At 55.1% G+C, this 18,226-nt stretch carries 9 protein-coding genes; 2 read left to right on the forward strand and 7 right to left on the reverse strand.

The window, feature by feature from the left end:
* Positions 1-7: 7 nt before the first annotated feature.
* The 3 genes from M2118_RS05345 to M2118_RS05355 form a co-directional block, all read right to left on the reverse strand.
* Positions 8-1,417 carry a cytochrome ubiquinol oxidase subunit I gene (locus M2118_RS05345; RefSeq protein ID WP_280794902.1) on the reverse strand — a complete coding sequence of 470 codons (1,410 nt, stop codon included), beginning with the start codon at positions 1,415-1,417 and terminating at the stop codon, positions 8-10.
* Between the two features lie 239 nt (positions 1,418-1,656).
* Entirely contained in the window at positions 1,657-4,539 is a 2,883-nt protein-coding gene (locus M2118_RS05350) for a UPF0182 family membrane protein (protein ID WP_280794903.1), read from the reverse strand.
* A 34-nt stretch (positions 4,540-4,573) separates the two neighbouring features.
* Positions 4,574-5,743, reverse strand: coding sequence for a YlbL family protein (locus M2118_RS05355; RefSeq protein WP_280794904.1), 1,170 nt, complete (start codon positions 5,741-5,743; stop codon positions 4,574-4,576).
* 169 nt (positions 5,744-5,912) lie between these two features.
* Between M2118_RS05355 and M2118_RS05360 the strand changes: the two genes are divergently transcribed.
* On the forward strand, positions 5,913-7,271 hold the full coding sequence (locus M2118_RS05360; protein WP_280794905.1) for a zinc-dependent metalloprotease: 1,359 nt from the start codon (positions 5,913-5,915) through the stop codon (positions 7,269-7,271).
* 775 nt (positions 7,272-8,046) lie between these two features.
* Here the strand turns inward: M2118_RS05360 and M2118_RS05365 are convergent.
* Positions 8,047-9,762, reverse strand: a complete 1,716-nt coding sequence (locus tag M2118_RS05365; protein WP_280794906.1) for an ATP-dependent helicase — start codon at positions 9,760-9,762, stop codon at positions 8,047-8,049.
* Complete coding sequence (gene nudC / locus M2118_RS05370; protein ID WP_280794907.1) at positions 9,759-10,736, reverse strand: NAD(+) diphosphatase; 978 nt, start codon at positions 10,734-10,736, stop codon at positions 9,759-9,761. The genes M2118_RS05365 and nudC overlap by 4 nt, the downstream gene beginning before the upstream one ends.
* An 83-nt stretch (positions 10,737-10,819) precedes the next feature.
* On the opposite strand from nudC, the gene M2118_RS05375 reads away from it, so the two are divergent.
* Entirely contained in the window at positions 10,820-11,887 is a 1,068-nt protein-coding gene (locus M2118_RS05375) for a phosphotransferase (protein ID WP_280794908.1), read from the forward strand.
* Here the strand turns inward: M2118_RS05375 and M2118_RS05380 are convergent.
* Entirely contained in the window at positions 11,827-15,036 is a 3,210-nt protein-coding gene (locus tag M2118_RS05380) for an ATP-dependent DNA helicase (protein ID WP_280794909.1), read from the reverse strand. The genes M2118_RS05375 and M2118_RS05380 overlap by 61 nt on opposite strands.
* Positions 15,033-18,206: an ATP-dependent DNA helicase gene (locus M2118_RS05385; RefSeq protein ID WP_280794910.1), complete on the reverse strand. Its 3,174-nt coding sequence runs from the start codon at positions 18,204-18,206 to the stop codon at positions 15,033-15,035. The genes M2118_RS05380 and M2118_RS05385 overlap by 4 nt, the downstream gene beginning before the upstream one ends.
* Between the last annotated feature and the right edge of the window lie 20 nt (positions 18,207-18,226).

Genomic DNA, 18,226 nt, shown 5'->3' on the forward strand with positions numbered 1-18,226 from the left:
TGTCCTCCTAGTAGACAGTTCCGACGAGGACGGGCTGCTCTTCATCAGAGCCATCCACCTTCGTCATTTCAACGGGAGCAGGACCCTTTTGGGCTGCCTTGAGGAAGAGTTTGGCTTCAACAACAGCCAGCACTCCATAGATTGCCGTGAAGGCCACGAGAGAGATCAGTACTTCAAGTCCTGTGACTCCAGGTGAAACGCCGTCTTCGGTCTTGAGAAGCCCAAAGACAATCCAAGGCTGACGACCCATCTCGGTGAAGATCCACCCGAGAGTCATTGCGAGAAGTGGCAGTGGCCAGCTCCACGTGGCAGCCTTCCAAGCCCACTTGCCAGGGTTACGGTTTCCTCGAGTCATCCAGAGGCCAACAACAGCGACAAAAGCAGCAAGTGCTCCGAGGCCAATCATCCAACGGAAGGACCAATAGGTCACCCAGATCAGCGGTGCGTAGTCACCGGGGCCGTAGGCAGCAGTGTATGCAGCCTGGAGGTCGTTGATGCCTTCAACCTCACCCGTGAAGGTGTGGGTGGACAAGAATGACAAGAGTCCGGGAACGCGTACCGACCAGATTTCAGATGAACCGTCTGGTGTTCCGATTGAGAACACCGAGAAGGACGCATTTGCTGAGGTTGTGTAGAGAGCTTCTGCAGCTGCCATCTTCATGGGTTGTGCTTCAACCATGGCAAGACCCAGAGAGTCACCAGAGATGAACATCATGATTCCTGAACCCAACAATGCCCACAGTCCAAATTTCAAAGCAGGACGCATGGTGTCGAGGTTCTGGTTTCGAGAGAGGTGCCAAGCAGATACCGAAACGATGATTGCTGCAGCAACCATGATGGAGCCCAGAATTGTGTGAGGGAACTGATTTGTCGCGATGGGGTTAGCCAATACGGCAACGATGTCGACCAGTTCCGCGCGACCCTTTTCGGCATTCATTTCATAACCGACGGGGTTTTGCATGAATGCGTTTGCAGCAAGGATGAAGTACGCGGAGAGAACCGTACCTACCCAAGTAAGCCAAATTGTGGCTAGGTGGAGACCTCGAGGAAGCTTGTCCCAACCGAAGATCCACAAACCGATGAAGGTAGCTTCGAAGAAGAACGCCATCAAGCCTTCAAAGGCCAGGGGTGCCCCAAAGATGTCGCCTACAAAGCGTGAATAGTCTGACCAGTTCATTCCGAACTGGAATTCTTGAACGATTCCTGTCACGACGCCCATAGCGAAGTTGATGAGGAACAAGTTTCCAAAGAAACGTGTGAGTTGCAGGTAGTGAACTTTGTCAGTCCGGTACCACGCAGTTTGGAAGAGGGCTACTGAGAGAGCCATACCAATCGTGATGGGCACGAACAGGAAGTGGTAGACCGTCGTCAAACCAAACTGCCATCGTGCCAAAGCTAACGGGTCAAGCCATTCCATGGCTGCCTCCAAGGCATTGTGCGGTGTCTCTGATTGCTTTTCGGCTGAAAAACAATAGGTTCGATATACCCCTGAGGGTATTTTTGTTCCTGTTTCAACACTACGCTCGTTCGTATCCGAATGAGATGTTTGGAGGCCCTGATTTTTCTAACTATCGGAATTTATTCTCAGGGAACTCTCAGATAAGGTTAGGCAACCCTAACCTTATACAGAGAGACTTTCCCAGAAATAAAGGGTATTTACTGAGCCGAAGCGGCGAGCGCCCGAGTGAGGGCTTCCGTCAAAGCTGCATCTGCAGCACCATAGGCAGCCCAGTCACCAGCGATACGAGCTGCTTCACGGTCTGCAAGTGCAGCCTTGGCAGCTTGGAGCGCCTGGTTCAAGGTTTCGTTTGTAGTGGGCGCATTGCCACCGTTGTCAGCCGCTGGATCAGGTTCCGGCGCTACGGCTCCCCCGTTTGTGGGGTCATCCACACCAGCATTTCCTCCGAAGAGAGCGTCAAGTGCAAGTGGCAGGGTGTCTTCGAAGGCAATCTTGTCACCGAAGGCGACCAGGATCTTCTTCAGCAGTGGGTAACTTGTGTTACCGGTGGACTGAACATAGACAGGCTGAACATAAAGCAGACCGCCACCAACAGGAAGGGTCAGCAGGTTACCCTTCAGGACGTTGGTTGAACCCTGCGAGAGCAGGTTCAGTTCCTTGGACACATCAGGGTCAGCGTTGAAGTTGTTCTGAACCTGACCTGGTCCTGGAACGGTCACATCCTTAGGCAGGGTGAGAAGTCGAAGCTTTCCATAGTCCGCAGAACGCTTGCCCTTTTCGGCACCGGCATCCGCATCAGCAACGAGGTAACCCGTCAGCACGTTACGGCTGGAGGTTCCCGATGCCTTCGGGATGAAGGTGGAGTAGATGGAGTAGGCAGGCTTTTCCGCTCCTGGAACCTTCATGGTCAGGTAGTAAGGCGACTGATACTTGGTGGTGTCGGTCGCTGCAGTGGGGTCATTGGGTGTAACCCACGAGTCATCACTGGAGTAGAAGGAACCAGCGTCGGTCACGTGGTACTGACCAAGAATGGAACGCTGGGCCTTGAATAAGTCAGTGGGGTAACGTACGTGGCTCATCAGCTCTGCGGACATGTCGCTCATGGGCTTGATATTGGCAGGGTAAATCTTCTGCCAAGTCTTCAAGACAGCATCGTTTTCATCCCAGGTGTAGAGCGTGACAGAACCGTCATACGCGTCCACAGTTGCCTTGACAGAGTTGCGGATGTAGTTGACATTGTCCAGGGTGAATGCGTTGGCAGCCTCTGGCTGGTCACTAATCACTGAGGAGAGGGACTCTACCTTGGAGTAGGGGTAGTTCTCGCTGGTGGTGTAGCCATCGACTACCCAGAGAACTTTGCCATCCACCACAGTGGGGTAAGGGTCAGAATCGAGGGTCAGGTATGGGGCAACCTTCTTCACACGCTCAAGAGGGTTGCGGTTGTAGATGATCTGCGAGTCATTGGTGACAGCATCAGAGAGCAAAATCTCTTCGCTCTGGAATTTCAAGGCATAAACAAGACGGTTGAAGATGTTGTCGAGCTTGGGCCCACCCTCACCTGCGAACGTGGTGTAAACCTGTTCGCTCTGCTCACCAGAAGCTGGGTAGTCGAGTTCAACTGCCTTGGTGCTGGAGGTTCCACCCACGATGGAATACAGAGGCGATTTCTCACCAAAGTAAATACGTGGTTCAAACTTGCCCAATTCACCCGAGGAAGGGATTCCTGCCTCGAGGAACACAGGTTGACCGTCTGCGGAGCGCTCGGTTCCGTATGCGGAAACCATGCCGTAACCGTGGGTGTAGACCAGAGTGTTGTTGTACCAGCTCTGTGAGGAACCAATACCTGCCTGGTTGAGTTCACGAACAGCAACAACAGCGTCTTGGCTCTTACCATCAATGTTGTAACGGTCAACATCCAGTTCAGGTTCGAAGGAATAATACTGCTTGAACTGTTCGAGCTGTGCGAATGATGCACTCACGAGTGCAGGGTCAATGATGCGGATGCTGGCGGTTGTTTCAGCGTCAGCTCGCAGTGCACCGGCGGTGGCATCAGTGGTGGCGTTGTAGGGGATCTCTTCCACGTCCGAAATGCCGTAGGCCTCACGAGTGAGATCGATATTGCGCGCAATGTAGGGTTCTTCCAAGCTGCGCTCGGAGGGGTCCACGATGAAGCGCTGCATGATCCAGGGGTAACCCATGGTCAAGATGAGACCTGACACAACAAGCATTGCTGTGCCCACGAGAGGCAAACGCCAGCGTCCGGTGAACGCGGTCACGATAAAGAGCAGCGCAACAAGAATGGCAATGACCGAAAGAATCTGCATACCGGGAATGGTCGCATTCACATCGGTGTACCCAGCACCGGTGATGAGACCTCGGTCGCTTGTCAAGGTAGCGAACTGGTCCAACCAGATGCTGACCGCTTGGAGCGCAATGTACAGCGAAGCAATCACGGCAAGCTGGATTCGTGCTGCCTTGGCAACGCGCAGCTCACGCTTGGCCAACGCAATGGAACCGTAGACATAGTTGGTGATCAGTGCGGCAAATCCCGACAGCAGCACGATGGCTGAGAAGAGTGCGACCGCAGCCTGATAGAACGGCAGGTCAAACAAGTAGAACGAAATGTCCATGTTGAACTGTGGATCTGTCTGTCCGCTCGAGACACTGTTCAACGACAGCATGGCCAGTTGCCAACGAGTGGCAGTGGAGAGACCGGCAAATACACCAAGAAGGGCTGGAACACCCCAGGTCAGCAAACGACGAAGAGGCTCAATGACGTCCTGGTATCGATCGAGTTGAGAGTTCAGACGCGCATAAACCGGGCGACGGCGGTAGGCGATCTGAATCGAGAGCCAGACGGGCACAGCCATCGCAATAAAGCCTGCAACAAAGAATCCGGCAGCGGCGTACCACTGGGTCGTCAGCACATTGAAGAAGCCAACCTGCTGGTACCAAAGCACGTCGGCGTAGACGCTGGCGAAAGCAAAGAATGCAATGAGCAGGACGACGAGCACACCGATAGTGATGGCTAGTGGTCCACGGTTACCGAGACGACCGGGGGTGGGTGTTGCATTACTCACGAGATGACCTCAATCAGTGACGGGTGGGACGGGACTAATTCTGACATGTAGCGAGCATGCCCATTTTGGCATTCATCGCTTCTGACTTTTCTCCGTGCATTTTCACGAAGGACAGCACGGAAAGCGCATCATCCAATGTCTTCACGGAATAAACCTGAAGTCCACTTGGAACGTGGCCAACCACCTCATTGCAGTTATCGGCAGGGGCGAGGAAATAGGTAGCTCCCGCCTTCTTTGCGCCATAGAGCTTCTGTTGAATACCGCCGATAGGGCCCACGTTTCCTTGGGCATCAATGGTTCCAGTTCCCGCGAAATGATTACCGTCGGTGATGTCTTCGGGGGTGAGCTTGTCAATAATTCCCAGGGCAAACATCATTCCTGCGCTGGGACCGCCCACGTCATCGAGACGAATGGACACGTCGAAGGGAAAGTCATACTTTGCCTTGGCTCCGATACCGAGAACCACATTGCCGTCCACATCCATCGGTGTGACTTGAGCTTCCTGTGCCACACCACCGCGGATATAGCTCACTGTTCCCGGCTGAGTGCTTCCGTTCGTTGCAAGAAGTTCACGCAGCTGAGGAACACTCTCCACTGCGGTTCCGTTGAAGGCTGTGATGACATCTCCCACAGCCAGCACAGAGGTGGCGGGAGATTCCTTGGTGAATCCCAGAACCTCGACACCTACGACAACGTCGTAGCCAAGGCTGGTGAGAGCAGCAGCAATGGCATCCTGTTGAGAATCAACCATTTGTGCCGTGTTGGATGCTTCGCGTTCTTGGGTTGTTTCTTCCTTGGGGAAGATCAATTCCATGGGAACCACTGCCTTGGCGGGGTCAAACCATGCTCCGGCAACCTCTAACCACGAGGGGGTTTGTTCTGGATTTCCCAACACAGAAACGGTGAGAAGGTCCAATTCACCTGTGGTGGGGTAAGACTCAACACCCTCGATGGTGATCAGTGGGATTTTGTCTTTCTTCGAGTCATCTTCCGGGTCAGGAACCGAAACGACACCCAACGTGTCGAACCAGGGACCGGGCTGTTCAATCACATATGCAGAGGGAACGGCGGCAAGACCGACAGCGATAACGAGAGAACCCACCAACAACGTCACTCCGAAAGTGCGCTTGCGCTGAGCCTTAGATTTAGGGGGTTTTTGCTGCCCTTCAGGCAAACCTTGCTCATCAGCACGAAACAGTGTCACGTCGGTGCTCACCTTTCTTTCGTGCCTTGCCTTATCTCTAGATAAGAGTGTCAGGTATTGCTGGGTATTTCCCGCATGTTCGCGCCCAGCGCACGCGTTTTGACCCCGTATTCATGGGAAATACAGGATGCGGGGTTTAGCGTTGATGTACCGACACAAAGGAAAGCGCATGGCGGACGAGAACGATCGCACCCCCGAAGATGAATTCCGCGACATGATTCGCGACATTCTCTCCGGGAAAGAGGGCGTGGACGCGAGCCAACTTGCTGCGGCAGCAGGTCTTCCCAACGATCCCGCGAGCTTGGCTAACATCATGCGCCAGTTCCAAGCAGCTATGAATGCAAGCACTTCAGGTGAGGGCATCAACTGGAATATGTCGATGGAACAAGCCAAATCATTGGCCCTGTCCACCGTCAAGCCAGTTACTGCTATCCAGCGCGCTGAAATTGACCAAGCCTTCCATGTCGCAAATCTCTGGCTAGCTGAAGCAACCTCTATCTCCGAGCTCTCCACTACCCCGGCACTCATTTCACGGCTGGAGTGGATTGAACAAACCATGCCGTTGTGGACTCAGTTGGCTGAACCCGTCGCGAACAGCATCTCAGCAGCACTCACCAACGTGCTCACTGATCAGGCTCCCGAAGAGATGAAAGGCATGATTGCCGGAGCATCCCAGCTGATGAAGCAAATCGGTGGAACTCTCTTCGCGATGCAGCTGGGGCAGGTTGTGGGCCAGCTCTCCACCGAAGTTGTCTCCGGAGGAGACGTTGGTATCCCCCTTCTCGATGAAGGTCAAGCTGCTCTTCTCCCCCAGAACATGGATGAGTTTGGTGCTGGCTTAGATATCCCCATGGACCAGGTCCACCTCTACCTCGCTGTGCGCGAGCTGGCCCATGCCAGGTTGTTCCGTCATGCTCGCTGGCTTCGCCTTAACCTCATCTCTGCCATTCAAGACTTCGCTCGGGGCATCAGCATTGACTTGTCCCGCGTTGAAGACATTGCTGGAAACTTTGATCCCCAGAACCCTGACGAACTCAAAGAAGCTCTCTCGAGTGGTGCGCTCATTCCACCCAAGTCTGAAGAACAACTCGCAGCCCTGGGCCGTTTAGAAACCCAACTTGCCCTCATTGAAGGCTGGGTAGATGTCGTCACCGGCGCAGCAACAACTCGACTGCCCCGTGCCAGCGCACTGGCAGAAACTGTTCGCCGCCGCCGCGCATCCGGCGGTCCGGCAGAATCAGCCTTTGCCACCCTGGTGGGCCTCGAACTTCGACCACGTCGACTTCGTGAAGCGACAAGCCTGTGGCAGCAGGTCACCGATGCCGTCGGTGCAGATGCCCGCGACGGACTCTGGTCACACCCCGACATGATGCCCACAGCAGAAGACCTGGATAACCCTGCAGGCTTGATTGCCAAGTTGGAAGCAACTGCACGCGGTGAGGTTGCCGAACAGGACGATATGGACCGTGCTTTGGCAGATTTGTTAGATGGAAACATCCCGCCTGTGGATGAATCTGAACACGAATAGCGTTTATGCAGCATTCTTCGCTGCATGTACAAACTCAATCCTGATCTCCCCCTCATCTGGCGCACACCGACTTCCCTGCAAATAGGGATTGATAACCCCCGGGTTCTCTTACCGCAGCTGTATCCCGCAGAGGAAAGAATGCTCTCTGCTCTCCGAGCAGGAATCGCGGATGCCTCCGTTCCTGCCGTGGCACACGAATGTGGGTTGACTCCCTCAGAAAGTTCTGCATTGCTCACTGCACTGGGCCCCGCGATGGCTCAAACACCCCGGACGACGAGTTGGCGCATCGCGATTGATGGATCGGGAACGGCAGTGGATTCTCTCGGACTGTTACTCATTGCCTCGGGACACCGCGTCGTGAGGGCTAGTGCCGCCATGGCAGGCACATGTGATCTCGCCATCGTGGTGGGTGACTATGCCCTTGACCCGTATCGACCAGGGGGCTGGTTATCGCGCGATGTGCCTCATCTTCCGGTGGTATTCAGTGACGAGTCTGTCCGAATTGGTCCACTTCTCGGTGGAAGGGCGATGGGAGCAGAGACGGCAGAGAATTTCCCATGTGAACAATGCATCGAACTTGCTCATCGAGATTTGGATGAGTGTTGGGTGGCAATGGTGAGTCAGCTGGTGGGAACCCCTGCACTTACTCAAACTCCCCTACTCAATGCGGAAGTTGCTGCAGTGATTACACGGTGGGTGCAGTCACCCTCAGCACACCCGCTCAACAGCAACACAGCAGTTCGCATTGATGCCCACAGTGGCGCACGAGAAGAACTTACTTTCGCGTTGCACCCTGATTGTGCATGCCAAGCTCTGCCACGAAACGTGAGCGTTCTCGGTTCGTCGCACGGCCGGTCCCCTGCTGTGCCCAGGATAAAGAAAGCTGCTTCCTCGCTCGCGTGATAGCAACATAAAGCAACCTGCGCTCCTCAGCGATAGCTTCTAAATTCTGGGCGTAGCTGATCGGGAACAAGCCTTCACTCAGACCAATCACGTGCACAGAATCCCATTCCAGGCCCTTTGCCGAGTGAACAGAGGCCAAGGTGACAGCGTGCATGGTGGGTTCGTGGCGTGCCGCTTGACGAGCCAAGAGTTCGTCAGTGAAGGCCCGGAAACTCGTTCCCTCCGGAGCTTCATCTGCCATCACCATGAGGGCGTTCAAGGCTTCCCACTTAGAGCGTGCTGCTCCGGTGGTCTGGGGAGCCTCCTGGCTCCACCCCACCGAACGCAGCACATCACTTACAGATTTGAAGAGGGGTTCACCTGAAACGGAAACAGAGGCTCCGCGCAGCGCCATGATGGCTTGCTTGACCTCAGGAAGGTCATAGAAGCGCTTCGCTCCATGAATGGTGCAGCTCACACCAAGGTCAGAAAGTGCCTGTTCTAGAGCGACGGCCTGAACATTGATTCGATACAACACAGCAATATCTTCAGGAAGTGTTCCTGCCGCGATCTCAGCGGCGATCTTTGTTGCCACCGCACGTGCTTCGGCTCCATCGTTGGGATAGTCCGCCAGTTGTGGTTCAGGGCCTTCCGGGGTTGCTGCTGTCAACGTGAGAGCACCAGGACGATCACGCATCAGCGCATTTGCTGCCGACACGATAGGTGCGGTCGAACGATAGTTCGTCTCCAGCTTCACCACGTGCGCATCGGGGAAGGTTGCACCAAACTTCAGCAAGTAGTCACTGGTTGCACCTGTGAAGGAATAAATCGTCTGACTTGCATCTCCCACAACACACAGGTCGCGGTGATCTCCCAACCACAGATCAAGGAGGTGGTGTTGGAGAGGTGACACGTCCTGATACTCATCGACGACGAAGAAGCGGTAACGCTCGCGCACTTCCATCGCAGCAGCTGCTTCTGATTCCAGCAAGCCTGCTGTGAGAAGCAACACATCTTCCATATCAATTTGTCCACGCGCGTCTTTGAGTTCTTCATACCCATTCATCACAGCGAGAACGTCGGCGACGGCGAGGTTTCCTGGCATTGCGCGGGCATAGGCACGCTTCTCATAACTGGAGAGACTGAGGTTGCTGGTCTTGCGCCATTCAACTTCGGATGCGAGATCTCGCAATGTGGCGGTGTCCAACTTAAGCCCCAGCTGGTTTGCCACCTCTGCCAGGGGCCTTGATTTGGATTCAAAGATTTTGGGTGTCTCGCCGCCGACAAACATTGGCCAGAAATGGCCCAGTTGACGTAGCGCTGCAGCATGGAAGGTCTGTGCTTGAACCGGGCCAGCGCCAAGGTGTCGCAAGCGGGTTCGCATCTCGCCTGCAGCACGGTTGGTGAAGGTCAACGCCAGAACGCGGTCAGGTGAATACGTTCCTGTGGCAATGCCATACGCAATGCGGTGCGTGATTGCGCGAGTCTTTCCTGTTCCGGCACCGGCCAAAACACAGACAGGTCCGCGAAGTTCCTCCGCCACCGTGCGTTGGTCATCATCGAGTCCCGCAAGAAGCTCTTCAGGACTTGCCGGAATAATCTCGCTCACGCAGGGCGTCCATTCCAGGCATCATCTTGGTCAAGGCTCTCCCCTAACCATTCCTCAATCAATGCGCGAGCAATAGAGACTTTGCCGGGCAACACAATCTCATCCAGGCTTGCTGTGAGCTCAGCACGGGTGAACCAACGCAACGTGAGGATTTCTTCGCCATCGGCAACGTGATTCTCCGGATCAAAACCAGCGGCAACCTGTGCTCTAAAACCCAGCATGAGGGACTGAGGGAAAGGCCACGGTTGTGACCCGAGATAGACCGGGTTCACGACGACAACGCCAGATTCCTCGAACACTTCACGAATAACGGCAGCTTCGAGAGACTCTCCCGGCTCGACATAGCCGGCCAGGAGAGAGAAGCGATTGCTTTCCCACATCGCGTTGTTGCCCATGAGCAAACGATCTTGTTCGTCCACCACGAGCACAATCACCGCAGGATCTGTGCGAGGGAATACTTGTGCAGTGTCATCACCAGCGAGATGACGAACCCAGCCTGCCTGTCCGGAAACAGTAGCCTCACCGCTGGCCGGAGAGTGCGGGTGTGAACGATGCCAGTTCGCCAGAGCAAGTGCTTGCGTAAAGAGGCCTGCATCACGGTCAGAAAGTTCGTGCCCTAAGACTCGAAGGTCGCCCCAGCTGGAATCTTCAGAACCGAGAACTGCGGCTGCACTGTCATCGACGGTCACAGCCAGGAAAGGCGTTCCCACAGGCTCGTTGGGTGCCTCTGCGGTGCTAATACCGAGAAAAACAATTTCTTGTGATTCAGAGGCACTCAGTGCGCCAAGTTGATCCAGAGTAAACGTCAGAAGTTGGCGGCCCTGCACTAAAGCTTTGCCCCGGTTCAGGACAATCACACGAGTTCGGGCATCTGCGGCCAGCTCATCGAGCAAAGCGGGTCTGCTGCGTAAATCTGCCCTGCGATCGGTGGCATGCCGAGACAATGTGAGTCGTTGCGTGAATTCGTCGGTCATTGCACTCGTTCTGGGGTATCAGTAGGGCATTGGATGCGTGGCGTTGAGAGCCACAAGCGCATCCGCGAATTAGCCTGTATTTCATGGCCAGATCTCATATCACTCTAGCGGCGTTGGCTACAGCGGCTGTGCCCGGTTTTGACCCCGTTCAAGCCCAGGCTTTCTCCACCGGAATGCACGGTGACTTCTTCGCTGCCATCGTCACTGACGCCACTGGCCGCGAACTCATCGTTCGCGTTCCCAACTCTGCCGAGGCAGAAGCTCAACTCGGTGCTGAGAAGTATGCACTTGAGACCATGACTGCAGGCATTCGGTCGCGCTTGAGCTTTGACGTTCCAACCTTGGTTGGTCGCGCACCCATTGGCAAGACCTTTGGTTTGGTCTTCGAGTTCCTCCATGGCCACCAGCTCACTCTCGCTGAGTTCACAGCTGAATCTGGGCTCCCCACCTCTATTGGAACCTCGATAGCCTCGATCCACTCTCTGCCCACACACTTCGTTTCCGATGCAGGGCTTCCCTTCTTCAGCGCTCAAGACATTCAGCGCCAAACCCGTGACCTGGTGAGCAAAGCTCAAGGTACCGCTCTTCTTCCCGCTGCCCTCTCTGCCCGCTGGCAGGAAGCAGTCAATGACAGCTCGCTGTGGCTATTTGACCCCACCGTGATTCATGGTTCTTTAGGCGTTGACTCGTTCATCGCTGGGACTGATTCCGTTTCGGGTGTTCTCGGCTGGGCAGCATTACGTGTGGGCGACCCCGCCTCAGACATGCACTGGATAATCAATGCTCCTGTCGAATCCCAAGATGCCGCTTTCGCTGCCTATGGTGACTCACGACACTCATTGGTTGACCCCAAGCTTCGTCAGCGTGCAACGCTGTATTCCGAACTTGAACTTGCTCGCTGGTTGCTTCACGGTGTGGAGCAAAAGAGCCCAGAAATCGTGGATGACGCCATCGATATGTTGGATCGTCTCGTGGACAGCGTTCACCAGGAAAACACCAATGCTATTGGCACTGACACCGCGCCTGTATTGACCGTTACTGAAGTTGTTGAGCTCTTGGACGAAACTCCTGGCGACGCAGCTTCCGGTCGTTACCGTGGCATGGAGCCAGTGACCGACGACCAGCGTTCTTCTAACTCACTTTCGGAGTAAATCCGCTCAGGCCTGATCACCTTGTCTTCGGCTACAAAGTAGAAGGCAGCATCGATGTTTTCTGCAGGAACGCCTGACCACCGGGCATAGGCCAAGCGATAGAGCGCCAACTGGAATTGCTTCAATTCCAAATCAGCAGCATCCTTGGGTGCCTTGCCTGTTTTCCAGTCCACGATCTCAAAGCGCTGTCCCTGGGAGCCCTCGACTTCATAGATGGCATCTATCTTGCAAATAATGATGCTGTTGCCGAAGGGAACATTGACTTCGAGTTCTATAGCTACGGGCTTCTTGTTAGCCCACTGGCTTCGCTCGAATGTTTCCTTGAGCGAACGCAGAGTCTGTTCATCTGCAGAAACTAGGGCACTCTCGTCCACGCCATCGAGCTCACCCGGATGAGCATCAACCAAGTCGATGTGGCTCGAGACTGCAGAGCGTTCTTCCACCCAGGAATGGAACAGGGTTCCCAGTGCAGTGGCACGGAAGGGGCGCTCCGGCAGGGGTCTGCGCAGTGATCTCGCCACGGCCTGAGGATCATCAATAAAGTCTTTGAAACGAGACGCAGGTATTCGTTCAGGCAACGAAATATCAGCATCTCCATGTGCTCTGCGATCACGCTCTGCAAGCAAGAGTTCAATCTCGGAATCCCACGCAGTGGGCGTGACAGGGTTTGCCATATAGACAGCTTCTGCTGCTCGGGTCACGATGTCACGGCGTGAACCCAAGGAATCCAGTGGCCAGGTCACGGTTTCTTCGTCATCCCCCAGCGGATTAGCTTCATTAACAGGGGCAATGGGAAGTTCTTGGGAGAAGACCCCTGCAGCAGCGAGTTCTTGCAGGAATATTCCAGGAGGTCGTGGAGTGACCTGTGTGGCCCAGAAAGACGCTGAGAGCAACAGTGAGTGCTTGGCGCGAGTCAGTGCGACATACGCCAATCTGCGCTGTTCATCGTCGTATCGAACGCGGACCTCTTCCACGAACTGGTCATAGCTTTCACCCAGTTCAACCTGGGTTGTCGCCGAGCGCCAATTGAATACCGGCAGATGCAGGGCATCACCGCGGAATTGGAAAGGCAATCGACCAAATCCCAGCCAATTCTCGGCGCGGGTGCGATTTCCAGGAAGTTCATCCTTCACCATGCGTGGAATGGCCACCACGTCCCATTCCAGTCCCTTGGCACCGTGAATAGTCATGATCTGGACAGTGCCAGGTTCTGCCGGAGCAGATTGGGGACTCAAGCGTTCGCGTCGTTCCGCTTCTTTGAGCCAACTGAGGAATCCCCCCAGAGTTGCCCGATCTTCTCCATCAACATAGGCACTGAGTGGCTCCATGAAGGCTTCTAGGCTGGACAGGGCTGTTGCGGCAGATTCATTCGCGACTGCTTCGATGTCCAGCAACAGTTCCTGTTGCGCAATCGTGACGAGTTCACGCAAATCAACGCCCACACGTCGACGCAGTCGAGCTATCTGCTCCCCTGCCTGCTTGAGGCGGACGAGTCCTGTGGCGGAGAGATTCTCCAAAACGGTGTGATTCTCAGGTGCTGAGACGACGAAGTCCAATGCATCAACCAGTGATGAACCGTCTTCTGAAACAACAGAGTTACGCAGAGCATGACGAACTTCTTCGGTGAGACGCTGTTGGCGATGATCTCGCTCACTCATCCATTTCGCGATGGCACTCAATCCCACAATGTCCCGGGGAGCAATGGCCCAGCGAGCCCCGGTGAGGAGACGAACTAATTCAGAATCAGCGGTGGCATCGTGGAGAACTCGCAGAGTGCAGACCAAATCCACGATGACAGGCTCATCAAGCAGCCCACCTAATCCGACAACGTGGTAACGAACTCCATGTTCATCCAAGGCGCGTTTGAAGGGTTCGATGCCCTTGAGCGAGCGACACAGCATCGCTGAAGTTGTTTCATCATTGACGCGCCCTTTGAGCCAGAGGGCCACTTCATTGGCTTCGTCATAGATCGTTTCTGAAACGCTGAGTTCGACTTCCCCCTGGGGTGCATCTGGTTTAGCGCGTAATTGCTCAACAGGAATCTGGGTCTTGGCGGTGAGAGGCCTGACGAGTATGTTGGCTGCGGCGAGAACCCCCACGGGGTTTCTCCAACTAGTTGCCAAAGTGTAGGTCGGTGTGTGTTCAACACCAGCGCCAAAGGCAGTGCCAAATTGCTCGATGTTGTCAGCTGAAGCTCCGCGCCAGCCATAAATGGACTGATGTGGGTCGCCCACTGCCATCACCGGAGTCTGAGCGAAGAGCAAGCTGAGAAGCTGGGTTTGAACTACGGATGTGTCTTGGTATTCGTCAAGCAGAACGACACTAAATTGGCTTCGGAAATCTGCGACAACGCTGTCAAAGCGTTGACAGATTTCCAGGGCCAGTGCGACCTGGTCGCTGTATTCGATGAGTCCTTGGCGGCGCTTGGCTTCAGAGAATTGAACGGCAAGATCCACCAACACCGGCAGGGTGGTTCCGACCTCCCGAGCCTTCACCCACGCGTCAACTGCAGCACTCTTGCGACTGCCAGGAACATCGAGGGGCATGTTGAGGGTGTGCTCGTCGAGTGAGCGCGCAAAAGAAGCAATCTCAGCTGGGTCTGCCACGTTGTCCGCAATTGCACGAGAGAGCCGAAGGATGGCTTCTGTGAGCACATCCAGGCTCTTGTCCAGGTCAGAAAGAACTTCTCCTGTCCCTTCCCGAGCGATGGAGCGGGCGAGTTGCCAGGCAGCTGCTTCGCCGAGCACAGTGGCATCAGGGTCGCGTCCAATAAGTACTGCATATTGGGAATAGATGCGATTAGCAAAGGAGTTGTAGGTCGTAACCGTGGCTTGATCTAGCTCATCTATCTCGAGCGGAACAACATTTTTCTCAACCAACGTGGCCACGCGCGTGCGAATACGTTCACCCAATTCACCCGCCGCTTTGCGCGTGAAGGTCATACCCAGAATCTCCTGAATAGAGACCTTGCCGTTGGCAACTAGCCAGACCACCCGGTTCGCCATGGTTTCAGTTTTGCCACTGCCCGCACCTGCAATGACGAGTGCTGGTTCCAGCGGAGCTTCAATGATTGCTTGTTGTTCTACGGTGGGCTCGGGCTGGCCTAACCGGCGAGCCAACTCGAGGGCACTGATCTGGAAATCACTCATGATGCAGACACCGCCGGTGCTGTGTGAATACGGAATTCATACCGCGTGTGGGGTTTTCCACGCTCTTCTTCAATCACGATGGGGGCAGTGAATTCATTCCCAGCCATCCCTTGGGCAGCGGTCTCAATCCGCTCTCGAATGGTCTGAAGTTCGGTTTCGTCATAGGGCATTTGCTCCATGGACTTATAGAGCTTGCCCTTCGTGCCATTAGTGACGTAGATGAGCTTTGCTCCCCCGTTACGTGAACCTTCAGGAACTTCTTCCAAGACCCCCTCGGTCAACGCGAGTTGATAGCAAGCCAATTGGGCGTGTTCGGGAAGATCTTTCACGCGTGGTTCATACTTGCCAGTTTTGAGGTCAACAATGACAACGTGACCGACGGCATCTTGTTCTATGCGGTCGATATATCCACGAAGGGTGGCTTTCCCGAGCTCGAGCGTGAAGCCACCTTCGGTTGCCAGAAGAGTCTTGCCGTCACTCTTAAAGTTCTGCAGATACTCAGAAACAGCCGCAACCATTTTGCGAACCCGTCGACGTTCGCCCACGCTCAGCCACTCTGCATCGAAGGAAAGCTCATGCCAACGTTCATCAACTGCAGCCCACAGTGAGTCCGCATCGATCGGCAACGAGTCATCTGTGCTGACATCTTCCATCACCTTGTGCACGATGGTGCCAATGCCCTGCGCGGAGCTGGATGTGCGACCCACAACAGATTCAATGAACCAGGCCAGTTGGTTCTTCTCCCAGGTATCCAGCTTGGACGGCGAGACCGAAACAGAGTTTCCTTCAACGTTCAGATCTACCAGGGGTGCATCAGTAGATGGCTCGCGCAGGCCATACCAATCAGTTGGGGCTGCCCCGGGAATATCAGCAGCAGAAAGCTTCGCCAACGCACTCGCGAGTTGAGTGCTGCGCTCTGAGGCTTCGCCTCGGCGCAGAGAAAGCGTCAATGCTCGTCGCAGCGAGCCGACAAGTCCTCGCAGAGTGAGTGGATACTCAGTGAGCCCGTTGCGCTCAGAATCCCGCTCTTCCACAGAATTGATTCCGGTTACTGCTTCAACTCTCCTCAGGAATGGTGAGGGTAACGTGTCGTCATTAGCTGTAGCGGTGAGAATGACGGACTGGCGTGCGCGAGAAATTGCGAGGGCAAACATGCGTAGTTCATCATCGAGAACTGCCTTGCGGGACGCTGCGAAATCGGTCTCAACTCCTATCGAATCACCCATCACATCTTGGGCATGCAGCAAAGAACCTCGAGGACGTAGATTAGGCCACAGATTCTCTTGAACAGCAGCAACGGCCACTACGTCAAACTCAGTGCCTATCAAGGCCGATGGCGTGCACACCAGCACAGCGTCTGCTTGAGCCTGCGGGGCAAGGGTGTCCTCGGGAACATCAGCATCAAGTAATTCCGCGATAAATTCTGCAGCCGGGCGATCGGGATATCTTTCGACATAACGCTTGGCAGAAGTAAATAGCGCCATCACACCATCAAGGTTCCGATTGGCATCGTCGGCGACGAGGCCGGCACTGAGCGCCTCAGTGCCCCAGGTTTTTGCCAGACCACTGCGTTCCCACACAGTCCAGAGCAATTCTTCAATCGAGTTCCCCGCAGCATTGTCACTGCGCAGTAACTGAAGGGTCTCAGCAAAACGTCCAGCACGTCGTGCCGGGGCGAAATCGAGGGTGACGAGATCTGCCGGTTGTTCAAGAGCGGCAATGAGGAGCTCTTCGCCGGTGCGCGCTCCCCCGGCAGCGAGTTCATCGTGGCGCAGGGCAAGTCTCAACCTGCGCAGGTCAAGAACTGTGAGCCCCACCATTGGCGAGGTCAACAAATCAGTAGCTACATTCGGAGTGAGCTCCATCCGCCCCATCGCCACTGCAATAGCAGCGATGAGATCAAGTGCTGCGGGATGTTCTTTGAGAGAACGCTCAGACATCAATGTCTTCGTCGGCACCTCTGCCACGGCCAATGCACGTGCAATCTGAGGGACCAAAGAACCTGTGCGAACCACTACCGCCATCTGGGACCACGCAGTGGAGCCCAGAATGTGCTTCTCGCGGAGTTCCCGGGCAATAGCGGTTGTTTCCGATACGCGTGAGGTGCGCTCCAAGACAGCAACCGGAAGACTCACCGCATTCTCAGCGACAGAGGTCGCCTTACGCTGAGCACCTGCCTCAGCAGAGCCCATCTCCGTAATCTTTTGCACAGCTGAACGAATGGCAGGCCCGTGCCGGTAGACGGCATCGAGCACGAAGGATGATGCACGGTTTCCAGGGATCCCCAACTCAACAGCGAAACGGCCCAAGAAGTTGGGCACAGCCCCACGGAATGTGGTGGAGGTGATATCTGGGTCTCCGAAAACGATGATCGGAACACCGCGGCGGGCGAATGCCTGAAGAATCCGCACCGCTCCGAACGTGAGCTCCTGGGCGTCATCGACGAGAACAAGTTCGACGTCCGACATCACAGATGCATCAGCGAGCGCGTTTGCGCCGATGGAAAGTATTTCTGATGAGTCAAATGATTCTGTGCGGAAACCGGCTAAAACTTCTCGGTATTCACTCCAGAATTCTGCTGCCGCTTCCCATTCGGGGTGTTCACGCGTCTGGCCTTGCTGACGGAGTTCTACAGGCGTCCATCCCATCTCCGTACTCCGGGCAAAGAGATCACGTAATTCGCTGCGGAAGGCTCGACGTTGGCGCACTTCTGGCACGAGAGGGTCGGGCCACGCAGGACCACTACCGTCTTCGATGTGTCCAACGAGTAGCTCTGCAATGATGCTGTCTTGCTCACTACCAGTGAGCATTCGAGGTGCAGCTTGCCCTGTGGCCAATGCATGTTCTTGAGCAAGAGCGAATGCGAGTGATCCAGGGGTGCGCGCAAGGGCACCGTTTGTCGCAATTCCCAAGCGCAAACCCAGGGAGTTTCTCAAGCGTCCTGCCGCAACGCGGTTGGGGCTCAACACCACGATGTTGTCAGGATTGGTTCCCTGAGCGACGCGCAAAGCAACTAACTCAGTAAGTACTCTGGTTTTTCCCGTACCGGGCGCACCCAGAACAACAGCGGATTGATCTGCTGCCAGGGTGAGAATGTCCGCCTGAACAGCATCGGCTACGAAAGGGCGCACGGGTGCGATTTGACGCTCTACAAACCCCGTTTTAGCCACACCCCCACGCTACTGTGAAC

Origin of the sequence: Aurantimicrobium minutum, assembly GCF_029892845.1 — a bacterium.
Lineage (GTDB): Bacteria > Actinomycetota > Actinomycetes > Actinomycetales > Microbacteriaceae > Aurantimicrobium > Aurantimicrobium minutum_B.